At 39.1% G+C, this 20667-nt stretch carries 20 protein-coding genes, 5 tRNA genes, 1 other RNA gene and 1 pseudogene; 13 read left to right on the forward strand and 14 right to left on the reverse strand.

Annotation, left to right across the window (positions count from 1 at the left end):
* Positions 1–110 (forward strand): annotated as a pseudogene (locus FTT77_RS05715) (IS5/IS1182 family transposase); the annotation flags it as partial.
* Here FTT77_RS05715 and FTT77_RS05720 read toward each other — a convergent pair.
* Entirely contained in the window at positions 69–1247 is a 1179-nt protein-coding gene (locus tag FTT77_RS05720) for a P-loop NTPase fold protein (RefSeq protein ID WP_180109057.1), read from the reverse strand. The pseudogene FTT77_RS05715 and the gene FTT77_RS05720 overlap by 42 nt on opposite strands.
* 161 nt (positions 1248–1408) lie before the next feature.
* Here FTT77_RS05720 and FTT77_RS05725 point away from each other — a divergent pair, with 161 nt between their 5' ends.
* On the forward strand, positions 1409–1987 hold the full coding sequence (locus tag FTT77_RS05725; protein WP_180011572.1) for a hypothetical protein: 579 nt from the start codon (positions 1409–1411) through the stop codon (positions 1985–1987).
* A 445-nt stretch (positions 1988–2432) separates the two neighbouring features.
* Here FTT77_RS05725 and FTT77_RS05730 read toward each other — a convergent pair.
* The 4 genes from FTT77_RS05730 to coaD form a co-directional block, all read right to left on the reverse strand.
* Positions 2433–2509 (reverse strand) — tRNA-Met (locus tag FTT77_RS05730).
* 73 nt (positions 2510–2582) lie between these two features.
* Positions 2583–2962, reverse strand: an RNA gene (gene rnpB, locus FTT77_RS05735) — RNase P RNA component class A.
* 26 nt (positions 2963–2988) lie between these two features.
* Positions 2989–3252 (reverse strand): YfhL family 4Fe-4S dicluster ferredoxin, encoded by a 264-nt coding sequence (locus FTT77_RS05740; RefSeq protein WP_078191349.1) that lies wholly within the window; start codon positions 3250–3252, stop codon positions 2989–2991.
* A 1-nt stretch (position 3253) separates the two neighbouring features.
* The gene (gene coaD / locus FTT77_RS05745; protein WP_078191350.1) at positions 3254–3745 is read right to left on the reverse strand and encodes a pantetheine-phosphate adenylyltransferase; all 492 of its coding nucleotides are present in this window, start codon (positions 3743–3745) and stop codon (positions 3254–3256) included.
* 137 nt (positions 3746–3882) lie between these two features.
* Here coaD and smpB point away from each other — a divergent pair, with 137 nt between their 5' ends.
* Positions 3883–4356 carry an SsrA-binding protein SmpB gene (smpB, locus tag FTT77_RS05750; RefSeq protein ID WP_180109058.1) on the forward strand — a complete coding sequence of 158 codons (474 nt, stop codon included), beginning with the start codon at positions 3883–3885 and terminating at the stop codon, positions 4354–4356.
* 40 nt (positions 4357–4396) lie between these two features.
* Here the strand turns inward: smpB and FTT77_RS05755 are convergent, their stop codons facing one another.
* From FTT77_RS05755 to rluD, 8 genes are all read right to left on the reverse strand, one after another.
* Positions 4397–5005 (reverse strand): hypothetical protein, encoded by a 609-nt coding sequence (locus FTT77_RS05755; RefSeq protein WP_180011566.1) that lies wholly within the window; start codon positions 5003–5005, stop codon positions 4397–4399.
* Positions 5006–5008: 3 nt separating this feature from the next.
* A complete protein-coding gene (locus FTT77_RS05760) occupies positions 5009–5683 on the reverse strand; it encodes a hypothetical protein (RefSeq protein ID WP_180011564.1) in 675 nt (224 codons plus the stop codon).
* Between the two features lie 23 nt (positions 5684–5706).
* The gene (locus FTT77_RS05765) at positions 5707–6501 is read right to left on the reverse strand and encodes a PD-(D/E)XK nuclease family protein (RefSeq protein WP_180109059.1); all 795 of its coding nucleotides are present in this window, start codon (positions 6499–6501) and stop codon (positions 5707–5709) included.
* Between the two features lie 27 nt (positions 6502–6528).
* A complete protein-coding gene (locus tag FTT77_RS05770; RefSeq protein WP_180007597.1) occupies positions 6529–7251 on the reverse strand; it encodes a hypothetical protein in 723 nt (240 codons plus the stop codon).
* Positions 7251–8327 (reverse strand): YafY family protein, encoded by a 1077-nt coding sequence (locus FTT77_RS05775; protein WP_180073597.1) that lies wholly within the window; start codon positions 8325–8327, stop codon positions 7251–7253. The genes FTT77_RS05770 and FTT77_RS05775 overlap by 1 nt, the downstream gene beginning before the upstream one ends.
* A 589-nt stretch (positions 8328–8916) precedes the next feature.
* A complete protein-coding gene (locus FTT77_RS05780; RefSeq protein ID WP_180007595.1) occupies positions 8917–9468 on the reverse strand; it encodes a flavodoxin family protein in 552 nt (183 codons plus the stop codon).
* Positions 9469–9508: 40 nt separating this feature from the next.
* The gene (gene pgeF, locus FTT77_RS05785) at positions 9509–10249 is read right to left on the reverse strand and encodes a peptidoglycan editing factor PgeF (protein ID WP_180007594.1); all 741 of its coding nucleotides are present in this window, start codon (positions 10247–10249) and stop codon (positions 9509–9511) included.
* Between the two features lie 44 nt (positions 10250–10293).
* Positions 10294–11346, reverse strand: coding sequence for a 23S rRNA pseudouridine(1911/1915/1917) synthase RluD (gene rluD, locus FTT77_RS05790; RefSeq protein ID WP_078191355.1), 1053 nt, complete (start codon positions 11344–11346; stop codon positions 10294–10296).
* 71 nt (positions 11347–11417) lie between these two features.
* Here rluD and FTT77_RS05795 point away from each other — a divergent pair, with 71 nt between their 5' ends.
* Both FTT77_RS05795 and FTT77_RS05800 read left to right on the forward strand, forming a co-directional pair.
* A complete protein-coding gene (locus FTT77_RS05795) occupies positions 11418–12410 on the forward strand; it encodes an outer membrane protein assembly factor BamD (protein WP_180005454.1) in 993 nt (330 codons plus the stop codon).
* Positions 12411–12622: 212 nt separating this feature from the next.
* Positions 12623–14551 carry a DNA primase gene (locus FTT77_RS05800; protein ID WP_180007593.1) on the forward strand — a complete coding sequence of 643 codons (1929 nt, stop codon included), beginning with the start codon at positions 12623–12625 and terminating at the stop codon, positions 14549–14551.
* Positions 14552–14606: 55 nt separating this feature from the next.
* Here the strand turns inward: FTT77_RS05800 and hemA are convergent, their stop codons facing one another.
* The gene (hemA, locus tag FTT77_RS05805) at positions 14607–15890 is read right to left on the reverse strand and encodes a glutamyl-tRNA reductase (RefSeq protein ID WP_180073599.1); all 1284 of its coding nucleotides are present in this window, start codon (positions 15888–15890) and stop codon (positions 14607–14609) included.
* Between the two features lie 78 nt (positions 15891–15968).
* Between hemA and FTT77_RS05810 the strand changes: the two genes are divergently transcribed.
* The 8 genes from FTT77_RS05810 to FTT77_RS05845 all read left to right on the forward strand — a co-directional run bounded on the left by FTT77_RS05810 (position 15969) and on the right by FTT77_RS05845 (position 20588).
* On the forward strand, positions 15969–17681 hold the full coding sequence (locus FTT77_RS05810) for a hypothetical protein (RefSeq protein ID WP_180005451.1): 1713 nt from the start codon (positions 15969–15971) through the stop codon (positions 17679–17681).
* Between the two features lie 9 nt (positions 17682–17690).
* Positions 17691–18269 carry a lipoprotein insertase outer membrane protein LolB gene (gene lolB, locus FTT77_RS05815; RefSeq protein WP_078191359.1) on the forward strand — a complete coding sequence of 193 codons (579 nt, stop codon included), beginning with the start codon at positions 17691–17693 and terminating at the stop codon, positions 18267–18269.
* Positions 18270–18297: 28 nt separating this feature from the next.
* Positions 18298–19137: a 4-(cytidine 5'-diphospho)-2-C-methyl-D-erythritol kinase gene (ispE, locus tag FTT77_RS05820; RefSeq protein WP_180109099.1), complete on the forward strand. Its 840-nt coding sequence runs from the start codon at positions 18298–18300 to the stop codon at positions 19135–19137.
* A 3-nt stretch (positions 19138–19140) separates the two neighbouring features.
* Positions 19141–19215: transfer RNA gene (locus tag FTT77_RS05825), tRNA-Gln, on the forward strand.
* A 38-nt stretch (positions 19216–19253) separates the two neighbouring features.
* Positions 19254–19328 (forward strand) — tRNA-Gln (locus FTT77_RS05830).
* Between the two features lie 28 nt (positions 19329–19356).
* A tRNA-Gln gene (locus tag FTT77_RS05835) sits at positions 19357–19431 on the forward strand.
* A 91-nt stretch (positions 19432–19522) separates the two neighbouring features.
* Positions 19523–19597, forward strand: a tRNA-Gln gene (locus FTT77_RS05840).
* A 37-nt stretch (positions 19598–19634) separates the two neighbouring features.
* Complete coding sequence (locus FTT77_RS05845) at positions 19635–20588, forward strand: ribose-phosphate pyrophosphokinase (protein ID WP_078191360.1); 954 nt, start codon at positions 19635–19637, stop codon at positions 20586–20588.
* Positions 20589–20667 lie beyond the last annotated feature (79 nt).

Below are 20667 nucleotides of genomic sequence, written 5' to 3' on the forward strand. Positions count from 1 at the left end.
TGAAAACCTTCAAAATTCTTGCTGAGCGATATCGCAATCGAGGCAAAAGACTAGCATTAAGATTCAATCTAATTGCTGGAATTTATAACTTGGAGCTGAGTGAAAAATGACTTATGAAAGAAATCTATTATTAACACAGCAATGCGTTCCATATCATGCAATAAATCCCTTGCCCCTTTAATTACTCCCAAAGCGATAAAAATATTATTTTCTAATTTTTCTTTTTTTAATAAAGCATAAAGATTAATTTTCCTCTTAAGTTCCCGTGTGGATATATCTTTACTAATACTAAGTAGCACGACTAAAGCAATATCTACGGACTCTTCTCCCACCAATTTTAATAATTTTGAAATTACTTCTAAATTAGATTTATTTTTATCCAGAATATTTACTTGATTTCTCAAGGGAATCTCAAAGTCGATAAATTTTTCTAAATATATTTTCGAACTCTCATTGTCATATCCATAAATATGCTGAATACCATTTATAAGTTGGTTTTTATTCATTACCAATACAAAAACTATTTTTCTAATATCAAAAAAGTGTTTGATCCTCTCAATTAAACGTATTGCAAAATCAGGGCGGCATCGATCCAATTCATCAATAATAAAGACTAAAGGCTTATCTAAATTTTCTGCTAACTGTGCCAATGTTGCTTTAAAAGCAATTATGGAGTTTTTCTCTTCTTCATAACTATCAATCTTAGCTTGAATTGCCTCAGTAACTTTTTCTCCAATATTTTCTGTTACTTTATCAATTGCATCATCAAGTTTATCTGTAATTTTCTCGCTATCAATTTTAATCAGTGGAATTAGCCCACCAGTTAAAGCACAGCTAATCATTGAAGCAATGAGTGTTGGAGCTAAGGTTAAAAGTCCTTGTTGCATAACTGCTGCTGCTTTCTTAAATTTATGCACTAAGGGCTTATTTTCGGCTGTTTTATCTAACTTTGAAGCAATTTCAGATGCAATAACCAAAAAAGGATCTTCCAAATAATCATTTGCAAACGCATCCAAATAAATCACGTTATGCTGAGTATCATCTAAATGTTTCGCCCAGTTACGAACAAACCACGTTTTACCCTCACCCCATCGTGCATCCAAAGCAAGAACAGCACCGCAGTTTAAGCGATCAACATAACTTGTAAGCTGCTCTCCTAAACGACGGCGATGCCAAAGATCACCTTCCCATGCAGTTTCAATATTCTCAAAATTATCTTTAGGCCAGTTTAATTGGTTATCCATCATTTCTATTTATATTCATCAAGTTAACTATGTATTGAGTATAGCAGTAGCGCTATAAATTAACATTTAACCCATGAGCATCTCGTAACTTGTCATAGCCTTTTCCTCAAATTCAGACTATAAAGAACTCATAAAATAAAAAGACCCACTTTTCAGGATGAATGATGACGAGAACCACTCAATTCTCAGGCATATTTATACTTGCCCTGCTGGCAGCAGTCGTCGCAACTTTTTGCGATGCGATTCATGTCTATACAAAAACACTTAGTTATCCCAACCCATTATTTTTCCATCAGGCTTGGTGGGTATTCCCCGGCTTTTTTATTGCCTTTGCTTTCATGGCATTTAGCTATATTCAACTTACACAACTACTTAAACACTATGTGATGACTCAGCTCAGTTGTCATCATGACGGCACTGCGCCCCTCGTCGAGAGCCTAATACTATTTGCCATCGTCTACATACTCAGCGGATTTGGTAATTTTCATCCCGAAGCACTTTGTTGGATTTTTTACCTGAGCTTTTTTATTCGCTGGCTATTTAGCTATGAGCGTACATGGCTACTGATATTGGCCATCATGCTTGCCATTGGTGGCATGTTCTTTGAAGGACTATTGGCTGAGTTTACTTTAGTTAAATATCGCCATGAAGATATTTACAATGTGCCGTATTGGCTCGGTGGCGTATATATGCATGGCGCATTTGCCTTACGTGCAGGTATGCGTCGTTTTGTCTATCGATGATATTTAAGATCTGATGTTACGCCTTTAAAATAATGACGTATTTTTTTAAAAAATGATTTTTAAGCCTATTCGACGGAGTCTTACATCTAGGGTTTAAATAAAGGGATTAGCCTTCAGCTGGAGGTACTCTTACGAAACGTTGTTTCTCATTCGGCAAAATGAGAAGCGTGCTTCGCAAGGAAACCATATTGCGGTGCAATGCACCTCACCGACAAAACTCGTTCACTAGCGTCAAATTATTCAAAGTATCGCAAAAAATATTTTTGAATAGATATAGTCTTGTCTCAAACACTTGCGGATGACCTTACCGCGTATCGTTCTTTTATTTGAATCAAATAGCGCTTCTGATATTACTGCTTAACATCAGTTATGATGATAAAACTTTCGATTTTAAAACGTCGAAACAAAAAAAGACCACTCAATCGGAGTGGTCTTTTTTTGAATATGGTGGCTATGACGAGACTTGAACTTGTGACCCCCGCATTATGAGTGCGGTGCTCTAACCAACTGAGCTACATAGCCTTAAACTGTGCGCGCATTATGGAGGGATATTTAAATATCGTCAAGCCCATAATGCGCGTATTTGATCAAAATTTGTTGAAGTGAACCGATAAGCCGGGTTCTGTCGAGGACGATCATTCCTCTAGGCGTACAATCACTCATACGCTCAAGCGACCTACCCGGATCCAGCATGGGCCATGCCTAAAGGATCCCTATTTGGTCTTGCTTCCGGTGGGGTTTACCATGCCGTGAACTGTTACCAGACACGCGGTGCGCTCTTACCGCACCCTTTCACCCTTACCTCCGATTTCGATTACTCGAAACCATAATGAAGGCGGTCTACTCTCTGCTGCACTTTCCGTCGGCTCACACCGCCCAGGCGTTACCTGGCACCTTGCCCTATGAAGCCCGGACTTTCCTCCCCTGCTTTAGTCACGGAGACCTATACACAGCAGCGATCGTCTGGTTCACTTCGGGGCGCATTCTAACAAATCTGACAACTAATTGCTTGATGTTTTTTGAGCAGTTAGTTTTTCGTACTTTTGTTGAAGCTGTTCCTGAGTTTCAGGATGTGCCGGATCCAATGGAATACAATCCACTGGACAGAACAACTGACACTGCGGTTTATCGTGATGCCCAACGCATTCCGTACACAAATCAGGGTTAATCTCATAAATGAGCTCCCCCATGAAAATCGCCTCATTGGGGCATACAGGTTCACAGACATCGCAGTTGATGCATTCATCAGTGATATATAAAGACACTCTACCAACCTTGCTGTTGTTTACGCTTAAAGGCTTCCACAACAGCTTGTGGTACAAACTGAGTGACATCACCATTTAAACGTGCAATTTCACGCACGAGCGTAGATGAAATAAACGAATATTGCTCTGATGGGGTTAAGAACACGGCTTCAAATTTACTATCCAAACGGCGATTCATATTTGCCAATTGAAATTCATATTCAAAATCTGAAACTGCACGTAAACCACGTAACACGGCTGTTGCTTTTTGCTCGTTAAAGAAGTTGACCAACAGCCCATCAAAACCTACAAACTCAACATTTGACAAATGACTTAAAGACTCTTGCGCTAGTGCAACACGTTCTTCCAGACTAAACACAGGGTTTTTGTGATGTCCAATTGCAATTGCCACGACAACTTCGTCAAACATGCGTGATGCACGTGTCACTAAGTCGATATGACCATTAGTAATTGGATCGAATGTGCCCGGATAAATTACACGAGTTTTAGACATCCAGTTGTACTCTGTTATTTTGTAGACGGGTATTTTAACAAAATCTTGATTTATAGGTGAAGTCAGCTTGTAAATTTAAAAACTTCATCTTATTCAAAGTTCGGGTACAATAGTGCTAAGTTTGGAAGTTTTTGATTATGACGAAAGCAGTAGTTAAAAAAAATAGTAGCAGTACGATTGCCCTAAATAAGCGTGCGCGTCACGATTATTTCATTGAAGAAAAATTTGAAGCGGGTCTTTCATTACAAGGCTGGGAAGTCAAATCAATGCGTGCGGGTCGTATGACTATCGTAGAGAGCTATATTACGTTTAAAAATGGTGAAGCATTTTTATTCGGCGCTCAAGTGCAACCTTTACTGAGTGCTTCGACACATGTGGTGCCTGAAGCAACACGTACTCGTAAATTATTGCTGAACCGCCGTGAAATTGAAAAACTACAAGGTGCGATTGACCAAAAAGGTTATTCATGTGTGCCTTTGGCATGTTACTGGAAAGGTCCTCATGCCAAACTTGAAATCGCCCTAGTAAAAGGTAAACAGCTTCACGACAAGCGTGCAACGGAAAAAGACCGTGATTGGCAGCGCGATAAAGCCCGTATTTTTCATAAATAAGTTTTATAAAAAAACCTCCATTTTGGAGGTTTTTTTATGGTTAAGCGTCCTCACTTATCCATCTTCCACGAAGGGTACCTATTTTTGCGGAAGGGTGGATTATGCTTTTATCAGGATTTACAAGCCGTACCGAGCCTTGAGGTAAACCATAATAAAGTTCAATACTTCTTTGAATTTTTCTTACTCTTGCGTCACTTCTTGCTGCTCGTTGTCGCATAGCACCATGACGGTCAATGGTTTTTTTCTTAGCAATATTTATTTCTGCTGTAAGGTGATCAAAGACAACTGCCTCTTTATCAACTTCTACATCAACAGCATTCAATACCTCTTGCTCACCAATTTCTAATAAGGCTTCGAAAGTTTCAAGTTCACCATTTTCTTCCCAGTTACCCGTAAAGTATTCCCAAGAGTCATCTTCAAATGCACCTGTCAATTTATAAGCAAACTCTTCCTCTAAACCATCCTGATAACGATATTGAATTAAACCCGAAGCGACCTGTTCCTCTAATGAAAGGTGCAACTCAATTTTTCCTGAAAAGTAACGCCCATATTCAGTCGATTTACCTTCAAATAATAAAAATATTCTGTCATCTTTACTTGTTAATTTTACTGAACTAGATGGATAATTTTCCCAAAAAATTTCATTCATAATCTACACAACACCAATTGCTTCATTGTTAAATTTATTTTTCGCAGATGTTACAATTGCGTCGAAATACGGATGTGCTTGCTGTAATTTTTTTAATGCGATTTCAAAAGGTTCTAAAGCATCTTCAATTGTTTCATTTTTATAATTTTCAATTAGTTTTTCTGGATCAATTCCATCAATAATTAAGTACCAACTTCCTTGCTTTGCATTATATTTAAAGCCAAATTCTTCAATTTGCTGATACATTTGATTACTTTCACTCGCAAAATCCTTCCAATCTTTTACCGTACATTTTATAAAATTTTCTCTCCAAGGATAAAAATTGAAAACCAACTTCTCTTTATCATTTTTTAGTAAAGCCGTTAAAAACCATTCCGTCGAATCTCCACCAGTTTCATCACTTTCATAGCCTAAAAAGTATCTCGCATAAAACTGCTGGTGTTTAAAGGTATCACCATTTGTTACTCGCCATTTTTCAGGTGCAAATTGGCTATAACAGTTATCATAAAAATTAAATACTCCCTCCCATTTATCTTCAAAATCGTCGATAAAATTATGTATTTTACTGTCTAAAGCTGCACATATTTTTTCAGAAATTTCACCTTCTAATAGTTTTTTTGCATCCTCCAAATATTCAATATTCTTGATGATAAGTTCCACTGCTTGCATATTGTTCATTTGATTCTCCTAATTTCAATTTTTTAAAACATTTTTGTATGATCAGCAAACTGGCTTAATAGCCATAGGCTTCGATTATTTAAGTTCTGACTATTGGCATATTTTTTAAATGCTTTAGCCATTCTTCCCCATGAAAGCCCACGTAACCCCTCAGCATTATCTAAATAATCTGTTGGTAGCTTTCCATCTTTTGTTAAATAAACGATTAACCAAGGTCTTCCTGCAGCTTTTTTCTTTGCAATTCCTCTATAACGCTCTAATTGCTGAAAACTCTCATTTGCATGAATTTTTATTTCAATAAATAATAGAAACTCTAGAGCATCAATTTCTATATCCACTCTACTTTCTAAATTACCTAACGGACAACATTCTTCGATAGTAGAATAAAATTCTGATTGAAAATCACAAAAAGGAGCTTCTAACAGTTTCAAAAATTGTAATAGTATCTTATTACCTTGACCATGATCACCACTACAATCTAGAAACCATTTCAAAACCTTTGAATTACGAACTTCATCACTGCCTAAACCTGAATTTTTCCAGACATTTAGTAATAAGCCTGCTTCTCTAGCTTCTAGAACAAGAAATAAGGCTTTCTTATAGGCATCAAAAAACCTGCTTAAATTCAAATGATCAACACTGATGACTTTTTCAGGTGTTGGTATATCAAGACTTATCTTTTGCCAAGCTTTAAAAAAAGCTTCTAACTGTTTCGAACAATTCTGTTCTTTAGCAGAAACTATTTCAGTTTCCATTAAACATACACTATGTGTTAAAAAATTCTCAGAGGAATTTTTCGCTATATCCTGAAATTCCAATTATACCCCCAACATTCTAAATCGTTTTTAAATTAATAATTTTGCCTTCTTTTCAATTAAATCAAATATATCTAAAGCCTGATATATTTTTTTAAAGGCATCTTTAACAGGATCCAGTGAACCTATAAATTCTTTATTCTCAAAATCCGTAGCGACTTGAACTGGATCAAGAGTTTCAATAATTAAATACCAATAACCTTCACTTTCATTTAATTTAAAACCAAATGTTGTGAGCTCACCGTATTGCTGAATAAGTTCATTCCTCTTTTTTTTCCAACTCCTTGCTTTTGAAATGCATGTTTGTTGATCATTCTTGTATATCATGTTTTTATTCAAATGAAATTGAATACAAACAAAACCATTTGTATGATTAAAAAAATTTACCGTTGGTAAACGATTTCCGTTATTTGCAAAATAATCATCCAAATAAACTTCTTTTTTATCATGATTCTGAATCGTTAACTTAAAAAATGCATAGCACTCATCTATATTTAAATGTTGGTGATTTGTTTGAATATTACTCCCCAAAATCGGAGAAAACCAAATTTCTTTATACTCAAAGTTTGCGCAGACATCCCATCTAACCGTATGCCAGCGCACATCAGGGTATCGTTTATTTTGATCATTACGGATCAACTGTTCTATTGCTAAATATAAATTTTCACTAAGCACTTCTTCTATCAAATAACATGAGTTTACTAATTCAGATAAATGAAGAAGTTGGTTAATCATAGATATTTTTGAAGACATTACTCATAATCTCCAAAATTTAATTGGTTAAAAACTTCATGCTTTTCAGCTGCTCTCATTATCCGATCCGCAACTTCCTCCTTTAATTCATCGGGTCCTATAATTTGTATATACTCAGCATTTTGAATTAACCAATCCATACGGCTCATTGTAAAAATACAACTTGTATTTAATTCATAATAACCTTCATCTATTTTTACTATAGATTGACAATCACCCAAAGGATTACGCGTCAGCTCATCCAATAATATTTCTTGAAACACAAAAAAAATGTCAATTTCTTCACGGTTAAAATAGGCATCTTCAAACTCGCGTTTTTCAATTAAATCATCTAAATCATATGCATCTATATCAATTGCTATTTTCTCAGGAACTATTTCTAAAAATTCAAAATTTAAAATATTAAATGTTCTTAATACGCTTTTTTTAGAATCTATTTTACTTGCCATCAAGTATGGTTTTTGCCCATATTGAACAATTCCTTGAGGCTTTAACATATAGCTTCCAATTTGCTGCGTACCTTCTTTTCGGTATTTTGCTTTAAGCCAAACATCACCCTGTAATAATGCTTTATAAATCAACTGTTGCATTTCAACATAATGTTGCGCCTTCTCTGTCTCCCCGTATCCATCAGGAATAAATCGCACACGTCTATTCCAATCATCCAATTTTGTATTCTGCTGAAGTTGCAATTCAGCAGATTGAAAAAAACCCTCAACTTTTTCATAAATTTCATCAGGTAGACTATGATGTAAATATTCATTTGCCATAACCAAAATAAGTGCTAACTCTTTAGACATTGGTTCTATGCACGCATCTCGGCTGAGCTGATAAGTTGCAGGTTGATTTCCTTTGCCAGCTTTTACAATCAACTCTCCAGAAATTAAAAATTCTGGTAATAAATCAAGATCTCTACGTATTGCTTTAATGATAGATGCCTCATCGATGCAATCTGAATAATTCTTCCGAACCTTATTTTTTAAGGACACAATTGAAATAAATTCTTGAGGATATCGAGGTAAAACCTTATATAAGGTTAATAATCTTTTTAATAATTTTGATTGTGCTTTTTTCATTTTGATCTTTCATACATTTGACGTTATGAAAAAGCATATCAACTTTGTAGGACAAATGATGTCCCACAAAATAAATTTAGCAAAAATTCAACCCACACAAACAGTTGGCACGGACTTCCTGATTGTCTAGTAGCTGATTTTTTTAGGGTGAAGAGTAAGTCAAATTTAAAATAAAAAAACCTTAATTTTTTAATACATTGCGATCAAAAAAATCAATCAATACACTTATAAATTAATGACTGATGTTACGCATATAAAAGTAATTACGCATTTTTAAAATGCTTTTTAAGTCTATTCGACGGAGTCTTACATCTAGGGTTTAAATAAAGGGATTAGCCTTCGGCTGGAGATACTCTTACGAAACGATGTTTCTCATTCGGCAAAATGAGAAGCGAAGCTTCGCAAGAAAACCATCTTGCGGAGCAATGCTCCTCACCGCAAAACTCGTTCACTAGCGTCTACTTATTCAAAGTATCGCAAAAACATTTTTAAATAGATGTAGTCCTGTCTCAAACACTTGCGGATGACGTTGCCGCGTATCGCTTTATTTGAATCAAATGACGCTTCTGATGTTACTGCGTAACATTAGTTAATGAATTTTATTGAGCAACAATCCAATATATTCACCAAACCAAATAGCGGTTTCTAAATCACCCGCAGGTGGCGTGACTTCAACAGGCGCATTATCCGATTGTGTCATTAAACCTAAAAAGCTCGACATCCGATTTAAATCTGTTGTGCTTCGTCCAGTTGGCATCAATGGAAGACCGCTCCACAACATGCCGTGCTGCATGGCGAATAAATTGATTTGCTGCAATACTGCCAATTTATCTCCACTTAAGCCGCCACCATTGGTAAAACCAGCGGCTAACTTGCCTTGCCATGTCCGTGCCAACCAGCGTTTAGATGATTGCTCCATGAATAATTTCATTGCCGCACTCATACTGCCCATATAGGTTGGGCATCCAAAAACGATGGCATCTGCACTGTCCAATTCATCCCAATCCACATGCTCTACATTCATGAGATGGACTTTTACACCGGCTTTTTCTGCACCTTGTACAATGAAATTCGCCACTTTGGCAGTGTGCCCATAGGGACTGTGGTAAACAACAGCAAGAGATTTAGCAGTCAAAGACATAACATTTAAAAGTCGATAGATTCAGTCAAGTTTAGCATTTTCAAAGCATAAAGACGAATGTTGCCATACGTCCTGTTTTCGCTTCGCGGCGATAAGAAAAATATTCTTCAGCTTGCAAAAAGGTACATTGGTCGCCACCTGTTACGGCTTTAACCCCATGTAATGCAAGAATATAACGCGCTATCGCATAAAGATCAGCATAATATTTGCCTTCCCTTACACCAGCTTTAAATGCACTTTCAAGTTCTGGGTATTTTGAACAAAAGGCAGCTTTGACTTCTGCGCCAATTTCAAAACTCTCTTGACAAATGGCTGCCCCCAACCACGCCCATGTTGGCTGAGTATGCATAGCTGCAATGGTATTTTCCACAATACCATTAGCCAGGCCCTTCCAACCTGCATGCAGATTGGCAACTTCAGTCCCATCAGCATTACCCAAAACCACGGGTAAGCAGTCTGCGGTCATCATCATCAGGGCATGATGTTTAGACTGCGTGACCATACCATCGCCTTCGGGTGCAACAAAGTTGATCTGTTCATCAATGCGATGGCATAGCGTACTGTGCGTTTGGTTCATCCAGCTGATTTTATTCACGCCATATTTAGCAAAGTCTTTGAGCAATTGCATCCGGTGCTTTTGCACACGCGCTGCATCATCTCCCACATGCAATGCCAGATTAAATCCTGCCAGTTCAGGTTGTTCAGCGGGTTGCGTCTGATCATGATGAACTCGAGTTTGTCCCACAAAAACACCCTGTGGAAGTCCCTGAACAAATTGCATGTTGCCGTCCTTTTCTATCTATGGCGTGTAAATCAGTTTAAAACTTAATAAGCTTTGTTTTCGCTACGTAAAACTTCAACCAATTGGTTAAAGTCTTCAGGCCATGGTGCTTCAAACATCATGTCTTCACCTGTACGTGGATGAACGAGACCCAATTTAACTGCATGTAACGCTTGACGTTTAAAGCCACGTAAAGTGTCATCTAATAACATCGACGCGCCTGCAGGCATACGTACACGTGGTACATACACTTGATCGCCAACGAGACCATGACCGATATAAGTAAAATGCACACGAATTTGATGGGTACGACCCGTTTCTAGACGTGCTTGAACACGGGTAAAGTTTTGGAAACGTTCTTTCACATTATAGTGAGTTACCGCATCTTTACCGCCCGGCAAGACAGCCATTTTAATGCGATCAACAGGATGACGTTTAATTGGTTCATCCACTGTACCGCCTGCAATAATGTTGCCATATACGATCAAATCGTAAATACGGTAAACCGATTTCTTCGCCAATTGCTTACTTAAAGAAAATTGGGATTCGAGGTTTTTCGCAACAACCAACAGACCTGAGGTGTCTTTATCAATACGATGCACCAAACCTGCACGGGTCAACTCTGAAGATTTTGGGTAATGGTGCAAAATTGCATTCACCAATGTGCCTGTACTGTTTCCAGCGCCCGGATGTACTACCATACCCACAGGTTTGTTAATCACCATAATATCGTCATCTTCATAGACAATATTAAGTGGAATATCTTCAGGTAAGCTGCGGGTTTGTGCTTCTAACTCGACGTCTAAAGTCAGTAACTCTGTTCCTTCGCATTTGTACTTTGGTTTCACAGTGTTACCATTGACCAACAAATGGCCCTCTTTGAGCCACTGTTTTAGCTTTTCACGAGAAAAATCAGTCCAAACCAGTGCTGAAACCTGATCAATACGTTGTCCTAAATAGCTTTCATCCAATTGAAATTGCAACGATAAACGTGTTGCAGTTGAGTCTGAAGTATGGTTATCTGCATCCTCAGAATCTTCAAGTAAATTGAAATCAGTTTCAGGGAAATTAGAATTGGAAGATTGTGCTTGACTCATTTGCTCATTCAGACAAAAGTGGTTTAATAGTTCAATTGTAGCTCATTGCCCGTATTAACAGAGGAATTTTTATGTCGCTACCAAAATATAAAATGACAATGCTTGCTCTAACAATAGGCATTGCATCGGCAATGGTAGGCTGTAGCAGTAATCCAAAGAAAGAAGTGGTCGACACAGGTCCACAATCAAGCGAACAGATTTATATCGAAAAAGCACAAAAAGCGCTTGAACGTAACCAATATACAGATGCAGCAAAACACCTTGAAGCTCTAGAGACCTACTACCCTACAGGTAACTATGCGCAGCAAGCACAACTTGAACTATTGTATGTAAAGTTTCAGCAAAAAGACTATGAAGGTGCGATTGCACTTGCAGACCGTTTTATTCGTATGAACCCACAACATCCGCAAGTTGATTATGCGTACTACGTGCGTGGTGTTTCAAACATGGAGCAAAACTACAATGGTTTGCTTCGCTATACTTCTTTAAAGCAATCGCATCGTGATGTGAGCTATCTCAAAGTGGCTTATCAAAACTTTGTCGACTTTATCCGTCGCTACCCATCGAGCGAATATGCAGTCGATGCCGCACAACGTATGAAGTTCATCAGTCAAGAATTGGCTGAAAGCGAAATGAATGCGGCACGTTTTAATGTGAAGCGTAAAGCATGGTTAGCTGCTGTTGAACGTTCACTTTGGGTGATCGAACATTATCCGCAAGCGCCACAAGTTCCAGAAGCTCTAGCGACTGTAGCCTATGGTTATGACAAACTTGGTGATAAAACCACGTCTCAGCAATACATTGAAGTACTTAAACTGAACTATCCAAAACTTGTGAAGTCAGACGGTACGGTCAATATGCGTGCTGCACGTAGTGAAGGCAGCTTCCTTAACCGTGCAACTTTGGGTATTTTCGGTAAAGAAGCACAGACGATGTCTGAGCAAACCTCTACAGATGTAGTTAAAAATGATGAAGAAAAACGTAGTTTAACTAATCGTTTAAGCTTTGGCTTACTCGATCGTCCAAAAGATGAAAAAACACAATCGACCGAAGCAGCTGAATAATATAGTCGCAACGAAGGTCGATTTTTCACAAAGGGCAAGTTAGAATACTTGCCCTTTTATCTTTTCAGGATCTACAGATTCGGTTAGATTAAAAGGTATACAATAGTTCGATGGACGATGCTGTACTGCATCTCCACCTGAACTTACAGCATTGCTGATTTCAACATATTTCACGAACTGCCCAAATTCAATAGATAGACAGATAAAACAGCATGGCCATTCCTCAACATACAATTGATCAAATTTTAGATCGCACCGATATTGTCGATGTGATTGGTCAATTTGTGAAATTGAAAAAGACTGGACGCACCTACTCAGGATGCTGCCCATTCCATCAGGAAAAATCGCCATCTTTCCATGTCTATCGTGATAAACAATATTTTCACTGCTTTGGTTGTCAGGCCAATGGTAATGCCATCCGTTTTTTAATGGATATTGGTAGCCGTAACTTCATCGAAGTAATGAAGGATTTATCTAGCCAAACGGGTATTGAACTACCGAAAGACAATAACGATTCCAATAAACTCAAATATAAACGCGAATCTAAACCCAAACCTGTACAAAAACCTCCAATCCAAGCAAAAGCTCTGCCACCCAAAACAGGCGAAACCGACACAAATCCTGCTGCAGTAAATTTCGAACACGACCCATTTGCTGAGTTTCAAAATAACGAAGATGCCTTTTATGGGAACGATCCGTTTGCTCACTTTGACCAAGTTACCAATGGATTTGAAGATGTGCCGCAAGACGGAAACTTATATGACTTGCTGGAAAATGTCGCACAGTTTTATGAGCAACAACTTCCGCTCAGTCCAATTGGGCAAGCTTATTTTAAACAACGGGGTCTCAGTGCAGACACCATCGCCTATTGGCGCTTAGGCTATGCCCCTGAAGATTGGCAACATCTGGAAAAAGCCTTTCCACAGGATATCGAAGGACTCAAACTTCTCGGTTTGATTCGAACTAGTGATAGTGGTCGTGACTTTGACCTACTGCGTGAGCGGGTGATTTTCCCGATTCGAGATGCGAAAGGTCGTGTGGTCGGTTTTGGTGGTCGTGCCCTAAATGATGAAATCAAACCGAAGTACATCAATTCCCCAGACTCTGAAGTTTTCCATAAAAACCAGTTACTTTATGGTTTATATGAAGGCCGTAAACAAAAAGCCCAAGATTGGTTAATGGTCGAAGGTTATATGGATGTGATTGCCCTACAGCAATATGGCATTCATGGCGCTGTAGCGACTTTAGGGACTGCCAGTAATACTGAACATTTAAACATTTTATTTAAGCAAAATAGCCGTATTACCATTGCATTTGATGGAGATTCCGCAGGTCAAAAAGCAGCTCGACGTACGCTCGAAATTGCCCTTCCATTACTGAATGATGGACGTGAACTTAAATTCTTTGTTTTGCCGAATGACCATGACCCAGATTCATTGATCCGTCGTGAAGGTATTGAAAATTTTCGACGGTTACTGCACACCTCACCGCTTCTTTCTGAATTTGTTTTTGCACATTTAACGCAAAATCATGATGTCAGTTCACCTGAAGGTAAAAGTCAGGTGATGGGTGAACTCAGACAGCTCACTGAACTGTTGCCGAAAGGTGGTTCATATCGTTATTTGCTACAACAATATTTCCGTGAAAAATTAGGGTTCAGCCGAAAGTGGCAGCCTCAAGTCAATAATGATGCATCATTGAGCTTTAGTACAAAAATTGATGCCGAAGAATATGTGATTGCGATTTTAATCAATCATCCTTATCTCTACATTCATTTTGAGCCTTTACGCGCCTTAGTTTCACAAGATCTCTTGCTTTATCACGTTTTAAATATTTTCAATGTGATTTTTGATGAATTGCCTGATGACCCAGAGTTATCGACCTATTATGTACTCGGTGCATGTGCAGCGCATCATCATGAATTACAACATATTTTAGAGCATGCCAATATCAGTGACTATACGTCATCACCTGAACAGGCAGATAAACTTGCAGCAGATTTATCGACAAAATTGCAATATCAATTCTTACAACTCAAGATCAAGTCGAATAAGTTTTCTAGCCTTGCTGAAATGCGTAATTTAAAACAACGTATTTATGATATTGATAAAAAAAGATCGCTCACCCTCCTTGAAGATTAAGTTTTAACTTCAAGTTCAAGCTGTGAACGACATGCTATTCAATGAATCAGCTTATTTATTTTTTTGGTTTACGGCGATTTTCAGCCACATTAACTAAATTTTGTTCTAACATTTCAAAATAAGCAGGGTCTTCCGCCATTGCTGCATTTCGCAGCACGATAGAAGTTGGATGCAGCAACTTTTGGGTTAAACGATGTGACATTTCTTGCATAATCTTCGCAGCATCTTCGCCCTTTTGTAGACGATTCAGCGCCAAAGCCAGTTCTTCTTGACGCAATGACTCACCATGTTCACGGTATGCATGAATCGTCGAGCCAGCCAAATTCACTTTTTGCTGCGTGATTAAATCTGTCGCAAGCTGATTGACCATGACTTCGGCTTCAACTGCCGCCTGACGACGCTGAGCCAAATTTTCTTCAATGACAGTTTGCAGGTCATCGACACCATATAAATAAACGCCATCTAGACTTTCAACTTTGGCTTCAATATCTCGTGGTACAGCCAAATCAACCAATAGCATTTGTTTATAACGACGTTTTTTCAGTGCTGCTTTGACATCCGCAAAATAAATCACTTGATGCAAGCTTCCGGTACAACTTGAAATTACATCTGCACGATGTAAATTGTCTGCCAAATCTGCAAAATCAATAATTTCAACTTCTACACGATGAGCAATCTCTTGCGATAAAGCTTCGGCACGGGCACGTGTACGGTTACAGATAATAATTCTGCCCACACCCATTTCGGCCAAATGCTTTGCAACCAAGCTATTCATTTCACCAGCAGCAACAATCATCACCGTCAATTTTTCAGGCTGACTAAAGACCTGTAAAGCGAGCTGAGCAACAGCATAGCCCATCGACACCGCATGACTTCCAACGGCTGTTTCAGAACGCACACGTTTTGCCGCATAAAAGGCATATTCAAAAATACGGTTTAAATTTGGGGAAACGGTTTCGGCATCTTTGGCTAAGGACAAAGCCGTTTTGACTTGACCTAAAATTTGAGGCTCACCAAGCATGAGCGAATCCAAGCCGCTAGCCACACGCATGAGGTGTGTCACCGCTTGTGCATTTTCATAACGATACACATGATTTGACAATTGCTTTACATCGATACCATTTGATTGGGCGAGCCAATTCAATACCACGTCTGCATTTTCAGACATCGCATAGACTTCGGTACGATTACATGTAGACACCACCACCATGTCATTGAGTTCAGGTGCATGGCTTTGCTGTTCAAGCAGCGCTGTTAACTTTTCAGGGTTAAATGCAATCTGTTCGCGCAGTTCTACAGAGGCGGTTTGATGGTTGACACCCAATGCAAAGAAAGACATATCAGATCATCATTTCGCTAAATTTATGCTATTGTGCATTATCGGCGTCATAAAAAGCATTACTTGGATCAAGAAAAATTGCGTCTAACAAATAGCCGACTGAACGGCCAGACAATAAAGCAGTATTCTACCACATTCTTACTTGTTGGTAGCATGGCTTCTACTGCCCCAATTCGGGCCGTGGGAGAAGTTTACCATGCAAATTCAGGATATGATGCAATTAAACAAAGTATGATTGCAGAATTTGCCTTAGCTTATAACGACATCCCAACCGCGCTTCATAATTACACCGTGCTTGCAATCAAAAGTAAATCCACCATGGTCAAACAACGTGCTTTAAACGTTGCAATTGAGCAAAATGATCTACAAGCAGCTTTAGACATTGCCACACATTGGGTCGTCCAAGAACCTGAAGATGTCCCGGCATTATTTTATTTATCACATATTGCCCTGAAAGCCCATGAATATGAGCTTGCCGCAGAAACACTTGATAAAATTTTAACCATTGACCCGAATGCAGATTTAGAACAAATTTTGGCGGGTATTTCCCCTGAGTCAGAGGAAGATCGTGCTTATCTGATCCAAGCACTGACCGCCAGCAAAGAAAAAACCAATCCCTCTATTTTGGTCTTAGTCGCAGGTTTACAAGCTCAAAATGGTGCCTTTGCTGATGCCTTAGACACAATTAATTTAGCACTAAAAAAACGCCCGAAAGTGACTGGCTATATCTTAATGAAAGCCAATTTACTTATGTCGTTAGGTGATGAAGAAGAAACCTTAAAATGGTTCGAAAAATCCAGCCGTAAACACCGCAACAATATGGAAGTTCGCTTAGCAGAAGCAAAATATTTAATTAAAATCAATCAGTCAGAATTAGGTCTAGAAAAACTCGAAGATATACTAAAGAAGTGGCCATCTGCTGAAGAACCGCTATTTATGGCAGGTCTGACCAGTATTGACTTAGAGCTTTATGAAAAAGCCGAAAAGTATTTGGTGGAGTTACGTTATTCGAGCAAATACCAAAATGAAGCGTATTACTATCTCGCAGTAAATGCTGAACGCAAACAGCATTATGAAACGGCAAAAGCCTATTATCGCCTTGTTGATGGCAGTCTTTATACAGTTTCACGGCGCAATATGATCAGCATTTTTAGCCAGCAAAATAAGCTGCATGATGCACTGCGCTTTTTAACCCAAGAGCGGGTTAATTATCCTCAACATGCCAGTTTCTTATATCTTGCTCAGGCAGATATTTTAAAACGCATGAACAATAAAAAAGCAGCAGTTCGTTTACTTGATGAAGCGGTAAAAAACTTACCTGAAGATCCAGAGCTCATTTATGCCGAAGTTCTACTGCTCGACGCCCATCAAGATAAAGATAGACTCGACCAATTACTAAAACAATTACTTGAAATTGAACCCAATAGCCCGACCTATTTAAATGCATATGCCTATACTTTGGCGGTACAAAATAGACGCTTAGATGAAGCCCGAAAATATGTCGAACATGCCTTGGAATATGCTCCTGAGCAAGCCTCAATTTTAGATACATTCGGTTATATTTGTTATTTGCAAAATGATTTTAGTACATCTGCATCTGTTTTGGCCAAAGCGTATGAACTGAGTAATAGTTTAAAAATTGGCATTCGCTACGCACGATCAGTCTTCATGCAAGGTGATATGAATAAATTTGACGCGTTGTTACAACAACTCCAACAAAAACATCCGAATGATCCGCAATTAGAGCAACTACATTCGTTATTGTTACCCCAACCCATGAAAAAGAGTTAGAAAGAGTTTATGCAAGTATCTTCAAAATTTGGGGTATCTGCCCTGACCTGCTGCGCTTTATTTTTTACCGGTTGTCAGCAATATGTTAAAACACCCGCTCAACCTAGCCCTGAAGAAGTCGCTGCAAATCAATTCAACTTACAAGGTAAGATTGGTGTGCGCACGCCACAACAGTCAGGAAGTGCTTTTTTTACTTGGGTTCAAGACCGCAATGAATATGATATCGAACTGAGTGGCATATTAGGTGTTGGAAAAACTCAAATCAGCGGTAAACCCGGTCAAGTTCAGTTAAACAGTGCAAAAACCGGTTTAATTGAAGCAGAAACACCTGAAGAATTACTGGAACGTGCTACTGGTTGGCAAGCTCCCATTACCCACCTCGTCGACTGGGTACAGGCGCGCCCTGCAACCACACAAGCAAAAATTCAACGCGATACTGCACAGCGCCCACAACAGATTATTGAAGATGGTTGGACGGTTGACCTAAGCTATAACGAGACTGCGACGGTACCGAACAAGTTAATTTTAAAACAAGCACTTGAATCCGGTCAGGAAAACCGTATTACAATGGTGATTCAAAATCGTTAATTTGCCTAAAAGCTGAGCTATGACTTCCATGATTCGTGTACCTTCTCCTGCAAAACTCAATTTGTTTTTGCACATTACTGGCCGACGTCCTAATGGATATCACGAATTGCAGACGATTTTTCAGCTCATCGATTTATCTGATTGGATGGAATTTCACCCACTTGCAAATTCTGCTGATGAAAATTTTATTCAAATTGAGGGCTTAAACAGCGTCAATCTAGAGCAAAATTTAATTTATCTTGCTGCTCAAATACTCAAACCGTTTGCTAAAGCACTGACTGCACAAAAAATCCACATCGAAAAAAATATTCCGATGGGTGCAGGGCTCGGTGGTGGTTCATCCAATGCAGCAACAACCCTTATTGTGCTCAATCAACTGTGGAAATGTGGTCTAAATACCGAACAACTTGCAGAACTCGGCTTACAACTTGGGGCAGATGTTCCCGTGTTTGTACATGGTCTAAATGCATGGGCAGAAGGTATCGGTGAACACTTAACATTCATAGATTTAGCTCAAAAACAGTACATTGTATTAAAACCTGACTGTTTTATCAGCACTCAACTGCTTTTTTCACAAAAAACGTTGACAAGAGACTCAAAGCCCACTAAATTTTGCGGCTATCAGGAAACGCCATCTGATTTTGGAAATAACTTTGAGCCTGTGGCACGAAGCTTATATCCCGAAGTCGATGAAGCAATGCGGTACTTAGATCAGTTCGGTACAGCAAAGCTTACAGGTACAGGTGCTTGTGTATTTACTGAAGTGACTGAAAATATGAATATTGATGACATATTGAAAAATGCACCATGTAAATCTTACTTGGTTCGCAGTTTGCAAGAATCACCATTACGTCATTTTGAAGTTTGATATAGGGGCGTCGCCAAGTGGTAAGGCACCGGGTTTTGATCTCGGCATCCGTTGGTTCGAATCCAGCCGCCCCTGCCATCATTTTTCACCTGTAGATGTAATTGCTGTAAAGTATTAGGGGCGTCGCCAAGTGGTAAGGCACCGGGTTTTGATCTCGGCATCCGTTGGTTCGAATCCAGCCGCCCCTGCCATTTACTTTATTCGCTATTTCATCAATTTAGGGGCGTCGCCAAGTGGTAAGGCACCGGGTTTTGATCTCGGCATCCGTTGGTTCGAATCCAGCCGCCCCTGCCATTTACTTCAAAAAAGACAGAGTATAATTTGCAGTATCTTTGTTGTTTCAACTTGACAAAATACTGTAAAAATATTAAAGTTCTGCCGCATTAGGGGCGTCGCCAAGTGGTAAGGCACCGGGTTTTGATCTCGGCATCCGTTGGTTCGAATCCAGCCGCCCCTGCCATCTAATTCTCCAATTTGCCAACCGCCAAGGGTGCTTCATGCCCAATCTTGTCGTTTTTAGTGGATCTGCACATCCACAATTCGCCCAAAAAGTCGTTAGCCACCTTCACATCCCTCTAGGTGCTGCATCTGTAGGTCAATTTTCTGACGGTGAAATCGCTGTCGAAATTACTGAAAATGTTCGTGGTAAAGACGTATTCATCGTACAACCAACTTGTGCTCCAACTAACGATAACCTTATGGAAATCTTAGTTATGGCTGATGCTTTGCGTCGAGCAAGTGCTGGTCGTATCACTGCTGTCATTCCTTATTTTGGTTATGCTCGTCAAGACCGTCGTCCACGTTCAAGCCGTGTGCCAATTACAGCAAAAGTTGTTGCAGATATGCTCACAACTGTTGGTATTGACCGCGTTGTCATGATCGACCTTCATGCTGACCAAATCCAAGGTTTCTTCGATATTCCTGTAGACAACATCTACGGTACTCCTGCACTTTTAGCAGATCTTCGTCAACAGTCACACGACAACTTAATGGTTGTTTCTCCTGACGTTGGTGGTGTAGTACGTGCGCGTGCTGTAGCTAAGCAAATGGGTGATATCGATCTTGCGATCATCGACAAACGCCGTCAAAAAGCGAATGAATCTCAAGTAATGCACTTGATCGGTGACGTTAAAGGCCGTGACTGTGTCATCGTTGATGATATGGTGGATACAGCAGGTACATTGTGTAAAGCTGCTGACGCACTAAAAACTTTTGGTGCTCGAAAAGTTGTTGCTTACGCAACTCACCCAGTACTTTCTGGTAAAGCTTTAGAAAACTTGAAAAACTCTGTGATTGACGAATTGGTTGTAACAGACACCATTCCGCTTTCAGAAGAAGCTCAAGCTCTTGGTAAGATTCGCCAAGTTTCAGTTGCAAGTATGGTTGCTGAAACAATTCGTCGTATTAACAACGAAGAATCTATTAGCGCAATGTTCGATTCTTATCTATAATATAGCGCTAAATTTAAAAGCCCTGCCTTTTGGTGGGGCTTTCTATCACTAGACTGGTCGAAGGTCTAGTCAATTAAAC

The organism is Acinetobacter sp. YH01010 (genome assembly GCF_013420775.1).
Lineage (GTDB): Bacteria > Pseudomonadota > Gammaproteobacteria > Pseudomonadales > Moraxellaceae > Acinetobacter > Acinetobacter amyesii.

Excerpts from the sequence above, each read along its gene's own strand:
- FTT77_RS05770 (WP_180007597.1), bottom strand. The coding sequence starts at position 7,251 with ATGTCTTCAAAAATATCTATGATTAACCAACTTCTTCATTTATCTGAA.
- hemA (WP_180073599.1), bottom strand. The coding sequence starts at position 15,890 with ATGTCTTTCTTTGCATTGGGTGTCAACCATCAAACCGCCTCTGTAGAA.
- lolB (WP_078191359.1), top strand. The coding sequence starts at position 17,691 with ATGCAAGTATCTTCAAAATTTGGGGTATCTGCCCTGACCTGCTGCGCT.
- FTT77_RS05725 (WP_180011572.1), top strand. The coding sequence starts at position 1,409 with ATGACGAGAACCACTCAATTCTCAGGCATATTTATACTTGCCCTGCTG.
- pgeF (WP_180007594.1), bottom strand. The coding sequence starts at position 10,249 with ATGCAATTTGTTCAGGGACTTCCACAGGGTGTTTTTGTGGGACAAACT.
- FTT77_RS05800 (WP_180007593.1), top strand. The coding sequence starts at position 12,623 with ATGGCCATTCCTCAACATACAATTGATCAAATTTTAGATCGCACCGAT.
- smpB (WP_180109058.1), top strand. The coding sequence starts at position 3,883 with ATGACGAAAGCAGTAGTTAAAAAAAATAGTAGCAGTACGATTGCCCTA.
- ispE (WP_180109099.1), top strand. The coding sequence starts at position 18,298 with ATGATTCGTGTACCTTCTCCTGCAAAACTCAATTTGTTTTTGCACATT.
- FTT77_RS05760 (WP_180011564.1), bottom strand. The coding sequence starts at position 5,683 with ATGAACAATATGCAAGCAGTGGAACTTATCATCAAGAATATTGAATAT.
- rluD (WP_078191355.1), bottom strand. The coding sequence starts at position 11,346 with ATGAGTCAAGCACAATCTTCCAATTCTAATTTCCCTGAAACTGATTTC.
- FTT77_RS05755 (WP_180011566.1), bottom strand. The coding sequence starts at position 5,005 with ATGAATGAAATTTTTTGGGAAAATTATCCATCTAGTTCAGTAAAATTA.
- coaD (WP_078191350.1), bottom strand. The coding sequence starts at position 3,745 with ATGTCTAAAACTCGTGTAATTTATCCGGGCACATTCGATCCAATTACT.
- FTT77_RS05845 (WP_078191360.1), top strand. The coding sequence starts at position 19,635 with ATGCCCAATCTTGTCGTTTTTAGTGGATCTGCACATCCACAATTCGCC.
- FTT77_RS05720 (WP_180109057.1), bottom strand. The coding sequence starts at position 1,247 with ATGATGGATAACCAATTAAACTGGCCTAAAGATAATTTTGAGAATATT.
- FTT77_RS05780 (WP_180007595.1), bottom strand. The coding sequence starts at position 9,468 with ATGTCTTTGACTGCTAAATCTCTTGCTGTTGTTTACCACAGTCCCTAT.
- FTT77_RS05795 (WP_180005454.1), top strand. The coding sequence starts at position 11,418 with ATGTCGCTACCAAAATATAAAATGACAATGCTTGCTCTAACAATAGGC.
- FTT77_RS05775 (WP_180073597.1), bottom strand. The coding sequence starts at position 8,327 with ATGAAAAAAGCACAATCAAAATTATTAAAAAGATTATTAACCTTATAT.